At 44.0% G+C, this 15802-nt stretch carries 13 protein-coding genes; 8 read left to right on the forward strand and 5 right to left on the reverse strand.

The annotated features are described in order from the left end of the window. Positions 1-77 precede the first annotated feature (77 nt). A complete protein-coding gene (locus ACED41_RS06465; protein WP_371724674.1) occupies positions 78-596 on the reverse strand; it encodes a lipocalin family protein in 519 nt (172 codons plus the stop codon). 320 nt (positions 597-916) lie between these two features. Between ACED41_RS06465 and ACED41_RS06470 the strand changes: the two genes are divergently transcribed. Beyond that, positions 917-2665: an amidohydrolase gene (locus tag ACED41_RS06470; RefSeq protein WP_371724675.1), complete on the forward strand. Its 1749-nt coding sequence runs from the start codon at positions 917-919 to the stop codon at positions 2663-2665. A 100-nt stretch (positions 2666-2765) separates the two neighbouring features. On the opposite strand, the gene ACED41_RS06475 is transcribed toward ACED41_RS06470, so the two are convergent. Beyond that, a complete protein-coding gene (locus ACED41_RS06475; RefSeq protein ID WP_069597250.1) occupies positions 2766-3254 on the reverse strand; it encodes a hypothetical protein in 489 nt (162 codons plus the stop codon). Between the two features lie 287 nt (positions 3255-3541). Beyond that, positions 3542-4885 carry a CAP domain-containing protein gene (locus tag ACED41_RS06480; protein ID WP_371724676.1) on the reverse strand — a complete coding sequence of 448 codons (1344 nt, stop codon included), beginning with the start codon at positions 4883-4885 and terminating at the stop codon, positions 3542-3544. A 405-nt stretch (positions 4886-5290) separates the two neighbouring features. Between ACED41_RS06480 and ACED41_RS06485 the strand changes: the two genes are divergently transcribed. From ACED41_RS06485 to ACED41_RS06495, 3 genes are all read left to right on the forward strand, one after another. Next, the gene (locus tag ACED41_RS06485; protein ID WP_371724677.1) at positions 5291-6553 is read left to right on the forward strand and encodes an amidohydrolase family protein; all 1263 of its coding nucleotides are present in this window, start codon (positions 5291-5293) and stop codon (positions 6551-6553) included. A gap of 164 nt (positions 6554-6717) precedes the next feature. Continuing rightward, on the forward strand, positions 6718-7113 hold the full coding sequence (locus ACED41_RS06490; protein ID WP_017060189.1) for a pentapeptide repeat-containing protein: 396 nt from the start codon (positions 6718-6720) through the stop codon (positions 7111-7113). A 242-nt stretch (positions 7114-7355) separates the two neighbouring features. Beyond that, the gene (locus ACED41_RS06495; RefSeq protein ID WP_102332974.1) at positions 7356-8249 is read left to right on the forward strand and encodes a DMT family transporter; all 894 of its coding nucleotides are present in this window, start codon (positions 7356-7358) and stop codon (positions 8247-8249) included. A gap of 112 nt (positions 8250-8361) precedes the next feature. Here ACED41_RS06495 and ACED41_RS06500 read toward each other — a convergent pair whose 3' ends face one another. Together ACED41_RS06500 and ACED41_RS06505 are read right to left on the reverse strand one after the other, a co-directional pair. Beyond that, positions 8362-8925 (reverse strand): SMP-30/gluconolactonase/LRE family protein, encoded by a 564-nt coding sequence (locus tag ACED41_RS06500; RefSeq protein ID WP_371724678.1) that lies wholly within the window; start codon positions 8923-8925, stop codon positions 8362-8364. 3 nt (positions 8926-8928) lie between these two features. Next, positions 8929-9246, reverse strand: coding sequence for an SMP-30/gluconolactonase/LRE family protein (locus tag ACED41_RS06505; RefSeq protein WP_371724679.1), 318 nt, complete (start codon positions 9244-9246; stop codon positions 8929-8931). A gap of 99 nt (positions 9247-9345) precedes the next feature. On the opposite strand from ACED41_RS06505, the gene ACED41_RS06510 reads away from it, so the two are divergent. From ACED41_RS06510 to ACED41_RS06525, 4 genes are all read left to right on the forward strand, one after another. Continuing rightward, on the forward strand, positions 9346-10242 hold the full coding sequence (locus tag ACED41_RS06510; RefSeq protein WP_371724680.1) for a LysR family transcriptional regulator: 897 nt from the start codon (positions 9346-9348) through the stop codon (positions 10240-10242). 759 nt (positions 10243-11001) lie between these two features. Further along, entirely contained in the window at positions 11002-11376 is a 375-nt protein-coding gene (locus tag ACED41_RS06515) for a diacylglycerol kinase (RefSeq protein WP_371724681.1), read from the forward strand. Positions 11377-11404: 28 nt separating this feature from the next. Then, on the forward strand, positions 11405-13360 hold the full coding sequence (locus tag ACED41_RS06520; protein ID WP_371724682.1) for an LTA synthase family protein: 1956 nt from the start codon (positions 11405-11407) through the stop codon (positions 13358-13360). A 675-nt stretch (positions 13361-14035) separates the two neighbouring features. Further along, on the forward strand, positions 14036-15799 hold the full coding sequence (locus ACED41_RS06525) for a P-loop NTPase fold protein (RefSeq protein ID WP_075110275.1): 1764 nt from the start codon (positions 14036-14038) through the stop codon (positions 15797-15799). Positions 15800-15802: the final 3 nt, after the last annotated feature.

The following is a 15802-nucleotide window of genomic DNA, read 5'->3' on the forward strand; positions in this document are numbered from 1 at the left end:
AATAAAAAAGGCACAGAGAAATTCATCCTCTGTGCCTTATCAATCATCAGTCACTCTCAGCAATAACAGAGATCGGTTTATTGGGTATGTTCCACAACGATCAGCTCATCGGTATTGAAGCCACGCTCTTTCGACATGGCTTTAAACTTCTCCATCACTTCTGGTGCGACTTCAGGCGTTCTTGCGAGTAGCCATAAGTAATCAGTGTCGGGCCCAGAAACAAACGCGTATTGGTAGCCCTCTTTGTCTAATTCAAACACGACATAAGCGCCGTAGAAAGGGCCAAAGAAAGACACTTTCAAATAGCCTTGTTCAGAGCCCTCAACGAAGTACGCTTTTCCTTCCGCTTCGTTCCACTCACCCTCTTCGGCAGAGTATCCACGGTTAATCACCTTCACGCCGCCATCATCACGCAGGCTGTATTCAGCGCTCACATTACTTAAGCCGCGCTCAAACGAGTGATCCAAACGAGCCACTTCGTACCATTTCCCTAGGTATCGTTCCAACTCAAACTGTTGAACAGGCTTAACCGTTTCGGGCATGCCAACACAACCACCCAATAAGATCACGCTAAGCAGCAATAATATTTTTTTCATCCTAACCTCGACTTGTTTTTATTAGTAATGCGAGTAAGTCTCGTGAAAACATAAACTTACATCCTTGGTAATACGTTAAATCCATTTTTATAGTTCACTTAACTGTAATTTATTCAGAACCTTATGTGAATCGTTTAGTCTGCGAATGGATTCGCAATCCTTTATTCATGAGCTGTATTCCCACAACCACCTCAAAAGATATTGGAATTACATGCAAACAAGAGAGCAATCAAGGACACTTTATTATTAAAAATTCACGATATGATTCTGGCCACTCGCTTTCTATACTTACTAAACAGTGGAACATGGAAGACATAATAATGAATAACAAGCTCACTCTGTCACGCACTGCATGGATAGCATTACTCGCAAGCTTATCGGCCGTAGCGCCGGTGCTTGCACAAGCCAACACTATTGTTCAAACACAAACAGCAGTTCAAGCGCAAACAACTGTTAAAAGCCAGAGTGCTGACCAAATTTTTACCAATGCAGATATATATGGGCATCGCGAGTCAGACTCGATCGTTACCCACAAAGGCAAGATCATCTTTATCGGTAACCAATCACAGGCGCAAACTTTTCAAGGGCAAAGCACTGATGTCATTGATCTAGACAATGCCTTTGTCTTGCCGGGGTTCATTGACAACCATAACCATGTGTTTGAAGCCGCCTCAGAGCTGGGTGGCAATTGTGAACTCGACTCTGAAGCAACATTAGAAGAGCAAATCCCCTACTTAGAAGCGTGTAAGATCAATGCTGATACCGATGGCAGAGGTTGGCTAATGGGTTATGGTTTTTCTTTAGAAGCAACGCTCGATAGCGACTCTGACTATACACCGCTAGAGATCATCGACAGTATCTTCCCGGATCGCCCAGTGGTGATCATGGAGCAGACTTCACACTCGATGTGGGTCAACTCAAAAGCACTAAAAATCGCTCGAATCAGCCAACAATCTTCAGACCCACAAGGCGGTGTTTATTTAAAAGACCAAGACAGCGGTAAGCTCAATGGCATCTTATTAGACAATGCTGGCGATCAACTGATGGAGATGGCTTGGAATAGCCAAAGTGAACTGTTTGAGCAAAGCTACCAAGGCTTAATGTTCGGGCTTGAGGAAGCGGCAACCCACGGCATCACCACCATTGGCGACGGTCGCATGTATTGGAAACGAGGTTGGTATGACGTTTGGCTAGAGGCCGAGCAAAATCAAGACTTAACGGCGCGTGTCTCGCTACGCCCTTGGGTGTACCCATCGATGGTGATGTCTTCTCAATTAGAAGTCTTTGAGAAAATGCATTCCGACGATAAAAGCCATCTGTTACTTGTCGATCAGGTGAAAATGTACAGTGATGGCATCTTTATCAATGGCACCGCCAAAACACTCGCGCCCTACTTAGATACTTATCTACCCCAGTCTCCTAATGGCTTGAACTATATTCCGCCAGAACAAATGAAAGAATGGTTAACTGCGCTCGAGAAAATCGGCTTTAGCGCCCACATTCATGCGATTGGTGATGGAGCGGTTCGTGAATCTCTTGATGCGATAGAAAGTATTCGCAAACAAGGTTCAACCAAACCCTACACCCTAACCCATGTCGAATTAATCAATGATGAAGATGTGCCACGCTTTCGCCAGTTAGATGTAACTGCAGATTTCCAAGTTGGCTCTGATTACGTTGCAAGGCATCAACACCAATGGGCCGAAGCTTTCCTAGGTGCTCGCCGTGCTAAAGCCATGATGAACCTCGATGCAATACTCAAGACCGACGCGAATATCACCTTAAGCAGTGACTGGAACGTACACGACATCAACCCTTTAGTCGGCATCGCGAACAGTTTAATCATGGGTAAAACGGGCCTAACTGATATCTACACGGCTATCGACGCTTACACGATTAATGCCGCTTCTAGCTTGGGCATCGACGACATCACTGGATCTATTGAGGTAGGAAAATCGGCGGACTTCGCGATTCTCGACCGAGACATCACCACAGTGTCAGCAAGACAAATAGCCAAAACTCAGGTGTTGATGACGGTGTTGCGAGGAAATGTGGTTTACGAAAAATAGAACCAACAAGCACGTCGAATTGGTTATCGCAACTCAAACGAAAACGAGCCAGCTTAATCAGCTGGCTCGTCTGTTATTCACATATGTATTTTATGTTGTGTTACGCGTTGGTCTTTTTTAGTGCTTTCTCATTTGATTCTTGCTTTTCATCCAGAGCAAAGTAGATCTTCGATACAATCACTTCAGCAACCAGAATCGTAAATACCACAGCGAAGAACGCAACTACACCGCCCCAAGGGCCTGTGAAGCTCACCTTGTCACCGAACATAAGGTTTATCGCTTCTAGCATCACGAATTTTGAGCCAACAAGAATAATGTATGTCGACAGCGCTCGATACACCTTAGGTGCCGTTCCAGATTTCTGTTTGAAGTAATCCGCTACCTTGTGTTCTAAGCCAATAGAGAGCTTCAACAATAACTGCAGCAACAACGCCGCTATCAAAGAAATAGTGAAAGATTCAATGTTGACGAAGTCCCAGTACTCATCGAAAAAGTTAAGTACTACTAAGTCCACCAGCACGGCTAACGTGTAACCTACGAATAGACGTTGTGGTGTGTTGAACCCGTAAACTTTGTCTGATTTAGTCATTCTGTCTCTCTCTAATTTGATAAGTAGCCTTGATTTGAAATACATCTTAGCGTTCGAATCGAAGCAAAACTTACCATTTCATGACACCACTCAAAATCATTCACGACATTAATGAATCGTCATAGTGTCCTCGCGCCTCCACCTTTAATAATCCTGATCGCCCACGTATCACTGTAAAGTAAAATGGCACTATCGAGTGCTCTGCTGCTACCAAGTAACCTGCCACTACCAACTAAAGAAAGAATAGAGACGCTAAATGAATGACCCGTATTTAAGCAATGAGTGTGTTAGTTGAAATCTTGCGTCCAATAAGACATCTTCGATGCATCTGACTTACTGGCTTTGTATCCAATCCCTATCTTTGTGTGTCGGCTATTCATCACGTTTTGGCAGTGACCTTCGTGACCAACCCAACTATTAAGACCGGCATTGTTAACTTGACCATCACTTCGCGGACTGGTGTAACCGAAAATAGGAATCACAACCGAATTGGATGAGAGGACAAACGCATTCTGACCAGAACTGTTCACAACAAAGTGACCTTGAGCATCTCTTCGGTACTGCTCATCTGAGTTCAACTGGGCATTACTCGCCGTGTTATTGTCCCAAGCGATAGGAGCTGCTGGTGGGTAGTTACCACTCGAAAACGATGAACCAAAGGCATCACAATAACGTTGTGTCGACCTCGCACAATTTGTCGAGATAACAGATTGATACTTAATACTGTTCTGACTTAGATCTTCTGGAATATTCACAATTCGGCACCATTTTTCATCGGCAACGCCTTGACCGGGCATCCCCCAAATCGCACCATTCAATAATTGATTTGTATCTAGTGAAGCGAAATCGATGAGAGTGTCGCTATTAAGCTGACCTAGATCCAAATCGATCTTTCCAGATGAAGTGTTCAACTCAAAGATCGAGGCCCCAACCTCCTTAGCTGCTGCATTAATTTTGTCGCGCTGTAATAATTCCCACGAATCACCAAACCGCTCTTTTGACTGCTCTCCATAAGCTTGAGCGATAAAATCGTAAGTAGGTAAATTAGACTCTGTGCCGCTCCCATCTTTGGAAACTACGCTGCCAACGGTTTTAAATTCCAACGAACTGTCGAACACCGCATCGTTAAACACATACGATCCCAAGAGCTCACTAGAACAAGAGTTACTTTGCATATCGTATCGATATTCAGAAATTGTACCGTCCACAAGTAACTGATGATCCTTCCTTTGCGCGCTTAATCCTGTGGTTTCGTAACAGTGCCAATCGTTAACAAAGTTGCTGCCATTATCGATAACGATTGTTGGTACAGCGATAATCACATCAACCTTCTGAGTATCTCCACTCTTGAACGCAGGCAGCTCATTTTTGACGGCAATAGATGAGAAATTTCTGATTGGATCCGTTTCTTCGATAAAACCTTCGATCGCAAAAATCATATTGTTGCTAAGAGCTTTAATGTCAGGCTGCTGAGAGGTAGATGATGAGCCGGTATTACTTGGATTACTTGGATTACTTGGAACATTAGCGTTATTAGACGTTGTGCTGTCACCTCCTGATGAACTCTCTCCACCACAACCCGTAATAATCAGTGCTAGAAGGGCGACTGCCGAGATATTTTGTTTTTTCATGAGTTAATCCTTAAGCATATATTTTTCTTGATGTAAGGATGTTGCCTCATAGAACGAACTTAAATTTCAGACCAATGTCAGAGCCCCTAAATACTGACACCGATTTAACATTTTATAAGATATTGTCAATTTAACGTTCGACCTATAAGTGGATGAACTCATTCAGTATTTTCATTAAGCCTTCCGTTTTAGATCCAGTTACAGTTCGGTAAATTGACTCTCAACACAAGGTGACGACGATTTGAAATACACCTTAACGTTCGAGTAGGAAAAACTTAGAAATATTGAAAAGCACCAAAAGATAAGTCTCGTCATTGCTTGTCACCAAATGGCCATTCTTCAAATGCTGCGCCCCATATGATGACCCCATCAGCGACACACACTCATTTCCAAAAGGTGCAGACTATGAAAAAGCTAATCACTAACGCGAACGTATTTAACGGTGTTGATAACAACCTAATCGAGAACGTATCACTTCTTATTGAAGACAACTTGATTACTCAAATTGGCGAGGTTGATGCAACGTTAGCGGATGAAATCATTGATGCTCAAGGTGGCACAGTCATTCCAGGCCTGATTGATGCGCACGTTCATATCACGCTCTCTGCCTCTTTTAATGTCATTGATACGATGACTCGTGAAGAAGTGGCGATTCGCTCAGCAAAGATTTCAGAAGAGATGTTAATGCGCGGCTTTACTACCATTCGCGACGTGGCGGGCAATACGCTTGGCCTTAAAAACAGTATCGACAAGGGCTATGCGACTGGCCCACGCATTCTTCCTTCAATGGCGGCTATCTCACAAACCTGTGGTCACTCCGATTACCGTCAAAACCAAGCACAAGAGCGTTTAGCAAACGGCCATGAAGACTCACCAATGATGAAGCAAGGCTCAATGAAAGTGGCCGATGGGCGTTCAGAAGTATTGAAAGCGGTGCGTGAACAGCTATTCATGGGCGCATCACAAATCAAGATCATGGCTGGCGGTGGCGCATCTTCAACCTTCGACCCGCTAGACACATTGCAATTTACATCAGACGAGATGAAAGCCGCAGTTGAGGCCGCTTCAGATTACGGCACTTATGTCGCTGCGCACATCCACACCTCTGATGCGATGCGCCGAGCAGCTGAAGCGGGCGTGATGTCTTTCGAACACGCGACCATCATGGACGACGACATTGCCGAAATCATTAAAGAGAAAGGCATTTGGGTGATTCCTTCTTACTTTACCTCTTCATTGATTGCAGAGCGTAAGATCCCGCTGCCAAATGAAGAGACATACCGCAAGACAGAACGCGTAGGCAAAGCGATGTTCAAGTCAGCAGAACTGATTAAGAAATACGACATCCAGAACATCGCTTTTGGCACTGACTGTGTAGGTGAAACCAACGTTCACGCGACACAATTGAATGAACTTGGTGCGATTGAGCAAGTATTCGATACCATCACCGCGCTTCGCATGGCGACATCAAACTGTGGTCGCTTGTTCGAAATGTCGACCTACCAACACCCATACCAAGAAGGCAAGTTAGGTCAGATCGTTGAAGGCGCGTATGCCGACCTATTGATCATCGATGGCAACCCACTGGAAAGTGTTGCATGTGTGGCGAACACAGAGACACAAAAACTGATCATGAAAGACGGCAAGGTGTACAAAAACACGCTTTAACCTCGAAAAGCGCTCGTCCATTCACCATAAAAGCAACAAATCTAAAGCAAATAACCGAGATGACTAACTTGGTTGTTTGCTTTTCTTTGAATCGCCTAAAACTGATCTCGCTTTCGACCAACAAACTCTGACAACAACTCGATTCTATTTTAGATCAGCATAAATTGTGGTTGGAAAACCAAGGCGGCGAACGAGCACAATTAGGTAATACCGATCTAAGTAATCTAGCGCTTCAAGATGTTGACCTTCGTTGCGCCAACCTGATACGTACTGATTTTAGTGGCGCCGATTTATCGGGTGCGAACATGAATGAGGCTGACATCACCTATGCCAATTTCAGCCACGCGAACCTCAACAATACGAGCTTCCGCGATGCTGACCTACGAAACGCCAACATGAGTTACGCCCAAATGCTCAACGTCGATTTACTGCGTGCCGACTTGTTTCGCACTGACTTCAGCAATGCTCAAGTTAATGACTCTGCTTTCAAACGAAAAGACACAGGCAATACCATTATTGAGCTGCGAGATCCTACCCGACAGTGTCTCTCTGCCAAGTAGGTTCAAGCAGCGATGATCTCCAATGCGCTGATATTGTTGCATATTCATTCGATTATTCGATAAATACCGAATTGGACTGGGCACTCACCTACTGAGCTCAGGTCGTAATAGCAGATCTCGCCCCCATATCACTAAGCATCGAACGACATTGTTCTTACTTGGTTTTTGTTCTTACATATTTTCGATTCTCATGTATTATGTGCGCCCATAATTGTATGACAAATATGTAGTGCTGTTTCTGTATGACCAAAGCCACCAACCACGCGATTTTGCTCTTAGTATTCGCCAACCTGCTCGCCTCCTTTTCAGACGTCTCACTCAAAGTGCTGAATGGCGAAGTGCCCACGTTCCAATATGTGTTTATCCGCCAGCTATTGAGCGTGATGTTGCTGCTTCCTTTTTGGCTAAAGCTACCCAGAGAGACGCGCATGCAAGGTGGCTGTCGCATCAACTTCTTACGGGCTCAATTCATCCTAGTAGGTAGTGGCTGCGCAATGATTGCCATCACACACCTCACCTTGGCGACCGCAAATGCGATGTTCTATGTTGGGCCCATTCTTATGCTCCCGCTTTCTATTGTTTTACTGAAAGAGAAGCCGACATCATCAAAAGTGGTCGCGACACTGATTGGCTTCGTGGGTGTGTTAATCGTGTTGCGTCCAGAGCAATTTCACTGGGCCGCTATTGCGGGCTTAGGCAGTGCGCTCGCGATGGGTGTCGGCAATATTTTGATTAAACGTCTTCACGCAGAACAACACATTATCTCGACACTATTTTGGACCAGTGTGATGACTCTACCGCTGGCGTTGGCTCTTGCTCTGCCTGCATGGGCGGCGATTGAATGGCGTCATGTTGGGTGGATTATGGCAATCAACCTATTCGTTCTGGGGTACCATGCCCTTGTGGTGGTCGCTTATAAAAAAGCGCCAGCAAACCAAATTGCTCTCGCAGAATATTCGGGGTTGGTGTTTGTGACCCTATTTGGCGTGATGTGGTTTGACGAGATTCCAGACATGTTGACCCTTGTCGGTATTAGCCTGATCGTCATTCCTATGATGCCAATAAAATGGAAGAAGTATTTCAGTAGGCCAAACCAGACGGCCCTTGATATAGAAGCTAATCAGCCTAAGCCTTAATCGTCGGCAGCATCATTACTGCGCATCGAGCTAACCCACTTTCGACCTATTCAAATGAGAAAAGGGACCGGTATTTCTACCCGTCCCTTTTTATTTTCGTTTGTGTAAGGTATTACTTAAGCTTGAACACCAACACTTTGTTGTATGCCGTTACCATCAGTAAATCTTGCTGTTTCCCGCCAATTTCTAGATTGCTGATATGGCCCGCATCGATAGCAATGAAGTCTATTTGCTTACCGTCTTTATCGAACACACCCACGCCACCATGCGCTGCAACAAAGAGGTTGTCATCGGCATCAACAGCAACGCCATCAACCATAGGTTCAGAGCCAGACTCCGCTTTCACTTGAGCAAATTGCGTCTTATTGCTGAGTGACTGTCCATCAACATCAAATCGGTATACCCAGCCATCAGATGTGTCGGCAACGTATAACGAAGATTCATCAGAAGAAAAAGCGATGCCGTTTGGTAACTTGAACTCTCCAGTGATCAACTTTAGATCACCATTTAGGTAACGATAAACGCCATTAACCGCTTGCTCTGGTTCTGCCTTTGCTGGGCCGTAACCTTGGATACCAAACGGAGGATCGGTAAACCACACGCTTCCATCGCTATTAACGGTTAAATCGTTCGGGCTATTAAGCAGCTTGCCGTTATACGTTGCAGCGACAATCACTTTCTATCCGTTGCCCTGACGGTACGACAGCTTTCTATCATGGCGGGCAGCCCACAGGTTGCCTTTGGCATCAATATCGAGACCATTGGCATAGCCAGAATTGTCATCAAAAACGCTCAACTTGCCGTTAAGGTCGTAAGAATAGGTTGTGTTATTTGGAATATCGCTAAACAAGAAACGTTGATGTTCCACATCCCATGTAGGGCCTTCAACAAAGCCGAATGAGTCTCCAACCAATGTTGGGTTGCTTTCTACAACAGAGGCAGCTGAAACATTCATAGAGGCAGCCATTGCAGCGGTAATAAGTAGTAATTTGTTCATTGTTCTTCTCCTTTCTGTTTACGTTTTGAATCTTAGTTGCTTGAAGGAGTGAGAAAAACAGTACAAAATGACTTCACTGTTTACTAAATGGTGTTAATGATGAATTTGATTTATATGCAGACCTTCTTGACTGTCGCCGAAGAGCAAAGCTTCACCAAGGCCGCTGAAGTATTGGATGTGTCAAAAGGTTTGGTGTCTCGGCATGTACAACGACTCGAAGAAACATTGAATTCTAAACTGTTTCACAGAACGACTCGTTCTATCAGCCTCACGGAAGTGGGTGAAGAGTTGTATTCGAAAGCGAAGCAAATTCAACTATTAGCAACTGAAGCGGAAATGCGTGTCTTAGACATGACGCAGGAAGTAGCAGGCGATTTAAAAATTACCGCACCGATAGAGTTTGGGCGTGCGCTTTGTCGTCATATCATCCCTACTTTCAAGCAAGAGTACCCAAAAGTGGATTTGATTCTCGACTTTGGACCGATGAAAAAGAAGATAGAATCTGGCGACTTTGACATTGCTTTTAGAGCCTACGATGAACTGCCTAATGATGTGATTGCCAACGATCTCGGGCACATCCGCAATGTTCTCGTTTGCAGTGCGGATTACGCATCAACTTACCCAATCGCCACCACCAAAGACATCCACAAATGTAGCTTCATTCTTAACAGTCAAAATGAACGTTGGAATCAGTTGGAGTTGGTCAATGGCGAGCAAACCTACCATGTTGAAGTAACTGGAAGCGTTAGCTCGAATACCTACAGTTCAATTTTAGAGTTGGCGATGCAAGGGATAGGTGTCGCCAGCTTGCCGTTCTATCAAGTTGAAGAGCAGCTCAAACAAGGTGAGCTTATTCACGTGTTCCCTGAGTGGTCGATAAAAGCCCAAAAGCTAAGCCTTATCTATGCTCAAAGAAGAGTAACACCGCAGAAGTTAGTCACTTTTAACCGAGCGGTAAAAGAGTGGCTGGAATCGAATAACGCTTATACGTTGTGAGTTTTAGAACGCTAAACCTTTCAATTGGAACGTATGTGCGTTCCATTCATATCAGGCTCAATCGCAGTGCTTTCAATAGCTGATAGGCTGCCGTGTATTCGTCGATTTTGAAACACCCTCCCCCTCTAACTCCCCCTCAAGTTGAGTTCATCCCCCTCTTTAGATTGACGACCGAGGGGGAGAATCTTCTTTGGCGCTGAATGTGAAAATGCGCATGTCGCCATCGGCATTCAGTTCCTCCCCTTTCCACGAAATCATAATGGGTAGAAAATACGGATTAAGGGGAGATTAGGAGGGAATTTGAGGTTGGTGTGATTACCGAGGGAGGTTGGGCTAACACGGATTTGCCCCTTTTCTTGATAGAGTAAAAACTCATTTATATTCTGTTTGCTCAAATTTTCGACATCTGAACTAATATGAGAGCGGTTACTTCCGAAGAGTCAGCATAGCTCTCTTTTTATATTGCTAATCATTTATTCCCCATGTACTACTCTGTCGGAATTCGCTTCACAAGTCTGCATGCAAAATTGAAGTGGCTTACCCAAAAAGTGAATGATCAGGCGCTATTGACAGAATAATTGCGCAAGACACCCCTTTGCCTGTAAGAGGTTGATCTTATTGTAAGTTACAGAATGCGTGTTGCCATTTTTCGTGATTAATATATGACGAGTAACAGACATTGAGGAATTTTTCATGTTTTATTCACACCGAATATGATTAATAATCAAGCCCGGCATACTGAGGAAAACAAGGTTTAGTGTGAAATCCAATCAAAAAGGGTTTGTCCGGCTTATCTATGCCACAAAGTATTCATGGCTTGATTTACGGGCAGCCTGGCGCTCTGAAGCCGCGTTCAGGCAGGAGTTGGTGTGTTTTTGTGTACTAACACCAATAGCGCTTGCTTTACCCGTCGGTGGCTTGGAGAAGTTACTGCTCATAGGTTCATTGGTCGCGGTTATCGTTGTCGAATTGCTCAATTCTGGCATAGAAGCCGTGGTTGATCGGATTGGGCATGAAAGGCATGAATTATCAGGACAGGCAAAAGATATGGGTTCTGCGGCTGTTCTGCTAACTCTTTTAATGGCGATATCTACCTGGGGGTATGTCTTATTCTCAATTTTTACCATGAAATAAATAGTTTATACAAGACAGGAAGTTATAAATGATAGATGTTGTAAAAAAACGTTTGGGGATTCTTTTCCCTTTGGCTGTAACGTTTGTTGTTTGCCTATTTATTCTCATGCTATCCCGGGTAGGATTAAGTGTCTGGCATGGAGATCGTGTTAGTGATGCTGACGGGTGGATAGCTATCTTGTTTCATGGGCTGCGCGTTGATATTTCAACGGTAAGCTATTTATTGGTGCTTCCTTCGCTGTTGACATGTTTGCTTGCCAGTAATGGGAATCTAGGGAAAGGCTGGTTGTTTGTCCTGAGGATCTGGATTGTTTCCGGGTTATGGCTATTGGTGTTCATGGAACTTGCTACACCTTCGTTTATCCTCGAATATGACGTTCGTCCAAACCGGCTATTCATTGAATACCTGATCTACCCTAAAGAAGTTTTTGGGATGTTATGGAGCGGATACAAGCCAGAACTGTTCATCGGTGCATTTGTTAGTTCGGCAACATTATATTGGGGATGGAAATTCACTCGTCATTTGGTGACAAGCCTGACATTTCCACGTTGGTATTGGCGGCCAGTACTTGCAGTCCTTGTTATAGCGCTTGGTGTTATGGGCGCGCGTTCCTCGCTGGGTCACAGGCCTCTCAATCCTGCGATGGTCGCTTTCTCTACCGATCCGTTAGTGAATGATCTTATTATAAATTCTAGCTATTCGCTTGCTTTCGCGGCCAAGCAACTAAAGGATGAAGATAGCGCATTCAAATACTATGGCGCTATGGATAACGATGAAGTTATTCGGTTAGTCCGTGAATCAACTGGGTTAAGTGAGCAGGAGTTTTTTTCTGATTCATCCCCAACAATGGCTTATCATCAGGCAAGCTATAAGGGTAAACCTAAAAATCTAGTCATTCTGTTACAAGAAAGTCTTGGTGCAAGGTATGTCGGTGCATTGGGTGGCTTGCCATTAACCCCAAACCTTGATCAGTTAATGACCCAAGGCTGGAACTTCACTCGCATGTATGCAACAGGCACCCGTTCAGTCCGAGGAATCGAAGCGGTGGTTACCGGCTTCTCGCCGACACCGGCGCGTTCAGTTGTAAAGCTAGGTAAAAGCCAAACCGGTTTCTTCACTATTGCTGACCTATTGAAAAGCAAGGGATATCATACTCAGTTTATTTATGGCGGAGAAAGTCATTTTGACAATATGAAGAGCTTTTTCTTAGGTAATGGCTTTGTTGATATGCAAGATTTCCCGACCTTTAAGAATCCAGCGTTTGTAGGTTCATGGGGAGCATCTGATGAGGACTTATATCAAAAGGCCCATGAGCAATTTTCTCAGCTAAGCGCGGATAGTCAGCCTTTTTTCAGTCTAGTCTTTACCTCTTCAAACCATAGCCCGTTTGATTATCCGTCCGGCCGGATCACGCCATATAATGAACCAATGCAAACTCGGGAGAATGCGGCAAAGTATTCAGATTATGCCTTGGGTGAATTCTTCAAGAAGGCTAAATCGTCTTCTTACTGGGACGATACTATTTTTGTTGTAGTGGCTGATCATGATTCTCGCGCTTATGGAAACCAGTTGGTTCCTATTGACCATTTTCATATTCCTGCGGTGATTGTCGGTGAAGGGGTTCCTTCAAAACAGGATCCTCGTTTAGCAAGCCAGATTGATCTTGCTCCGACGTTACTGTCTCTCATTGGAATTAATAGCGTTAACCCAATGATTGGGCATGATATGACCAAGGATATTGATGAATCAAAGCTTAGGGCGATGATGCAGTTTTATAAGAACTTTGCCTGGATGGATAATAATAATGACGTTGTCATTTTCCAGCCGGATAAACCTGCACAAGGCTTTCATTACGATGGAGAATCAACTGAATTACTTGACCGTAAGATATCAGAACCAATGATCAAGATAGCAAAGGCGAATGCACTGTGGGGAAGCCTGGCTTATCAGAATGATTTCTATCATTCATCAGAGGCTCAATAATTAGGGTGGATTACTCACAAGTGATGTCAGCGAGCACCTGTTGTGACATCGTAGCTTGAAACCAAGCATGGCGGCTTTGATAAACAGAGCCGCCTTTTTCAATTCCAACTAGGACTGGATAAGCGTTGAGTTACGACAGCTCCCTTTGTCTTGTTTGCGTGCGTTTGCATTCGGCGAACAATGACATGTCGCCGGTTAATTATGAAAAGTCTCTAAAGAAAGTGTCCGGCTGGAGTTGACCAGAACAAACAGAAGTGGACCTCAATGGTTGGACACATAAGCTAATTCCTTTCCATACCTGTAGTTATATATAACTTTCTAATTTAGGAAAATCACTGACTCACATTTGTCCAGAGACGTTTCAGCTACTGTTGTAACTAGCCTTTGCCCCAAAATCGTTTAGAGCCAGTACTCTTTAAGAATGAGGCAGTAGGCGTTTGCCCTACTAAAAGTAATCACTTCCCCCGTACAAAACCTAAAAAAATTCTATCTGTTCCGTTAGGATTAATGGCCCATAAAATTAATTTATGCAAATAGTTGAATTATCACTGCTTAATCCCCATAAAAGATAAGGACAAAAACGAAAGCTCAAAGGCCACAGAGAATTCTCTGGCATATTGCTTTCACAAAAAGTTTGAACAATCAAAATCAAACTAATGCTGTAATGGAGTGAAAATGTGGTCTGATAAAGAATCCTCACTAGACTTTTTAAATTTTAGTGAGACAGCCGAATCGATTAAGGATCTAATCACTGAAAAGGAGTTGATGCCTATATCTGTTGGCGTTTTCGGTGACTGGGGCGCAGGAAAATCAACAATCTTAGAGCTGACCAAAAAAGCAATTTCTGAAGAGAGCCAAGATTATATTCAAGTACATTTCGATGCTTGGATGTATCAAGGTTATGACGATGCTAAAGCAGCGCTATTAGAGACAATTGCATCGTCCTTGTTAAAGCAAGCAAAAGGCAACGCCAGCTTGAGCAAAAAGGCTAAAGAATTTGCAGGACGTGTTGACATCATTAGATCTTTAGGACTTTTGATGGACGGTGGTGCCGCTTTAGCTGGCGTCCCGACCATGGGCGGTTTTCAGAAGTTGATGGGATTGTTTAGCGGTGGTGAAGATGGCGAACTAGATTTTGGTGATGCTAAGGATGCTGTAGATGGCGCGAAGCAGATAGCTAAAGACAGCAAAGGAATTCTAAAATCTAAAAAGGCTTTATCACCCCCCAAGGAAATTAAAGAGTTCCGCAAAGCCTACTCAGACTTGTTGAGTGAATTTGATAAACCGCTCATAGTTTATGTCGATAACTTGGATCGTTGCTCGCCATTCAATGCCATCTCTACGCTGGAAGCTATACGGCTATTTTTGTTTTTACCAAATACAGCATTCGTGATTGCGGCAGACGAAGATATGATTCGCTTAGCTGTTCCGGAATATCATAAGGGTGCTTCACAGCGCCACCAAACAGACTACCTAGATAAATTAATTCAAATCCCAGTACACGTTCCAAGACCTGGTACTCTAGAAATCAGAGCTTACCTGATGATGTTGACAGCTCAAGATCATGGCGTTACGAGTGACCAGCTTGAGGGGCTTAGGGAAAGCCTAGAGCAGTCCCTTCAGCTATCTTGGAAGCAGTCACCCATATCAGTCGATGAGCTTTTGGACGTTGATAAAGTTCAAGATGTTCAGGGTAAGGACGAACTCAGAAGTAAGTTCATCGTGGCCGAACAACTTGCTCCATTGCTCGCAGAGTCCTCCAATATAAATGGGAACCCTCGAATTGTTAAACGCCTTTTAAATCAGGTAAAAATGAGAAGAAAAACAGCACTTCGTCGTGGTATGCAGCTGGATGAGAAAACCATTACCAAATTGGTAATATTTGAGCGTTGCTTGGGGACTCAAGCAACAAACAAACTGTATCAGTTGATTGATGCAGAGAGTGGTTCCCCAAAGATTCTGACTCAATTAGAAGATCCAGAAATTGAATTCGATGATATGGATTTACCAGAAGAGTGGAAGCTAGATTTAGCCTTTCTTGACAAGTGGTCGAAGCTACCACCGATGTTTGCAAATGTGAACCTGACCCCAGCGGCATACTTAAGTAGAGAGAGTATCCCCATGGGCCTAGTGAATGCAGTCATGTCCGGTGCTGCTCAAAAGCTTGTGAAGGATTTGATGAAACAAACGGAAAGACTAAGCCATACAAACCAAAATGCGATAGCAGCGACCCCAAGAGAAGACTATTTAGCAGTGATGGATGGACTAATTGAAAACTTCAGAACTGTAAGTGATTGGTCAAAAGCTCCCCCAGGCATATATGGCGCGAGACTACTAGCTGTTGAAGAGCCTAAATGTAAAAAGGCGCTGCTAACTTACGTGAAGGGACTGCCAAAGCAAAGGTGGTTGAATGTAATTATCAAGGAATTAGAAAAGTAGGTA

It is taken from the genome of Vibrio sp. 1F255 (genome assembly GCF_041439145.1).
Classification (GTDB): Bacteria; Pseudomonadota; Gammaproteobacteria; order Enterobacterales; family Vibrionaceae; genus Vibrio; species Vibrio crassostreae_C.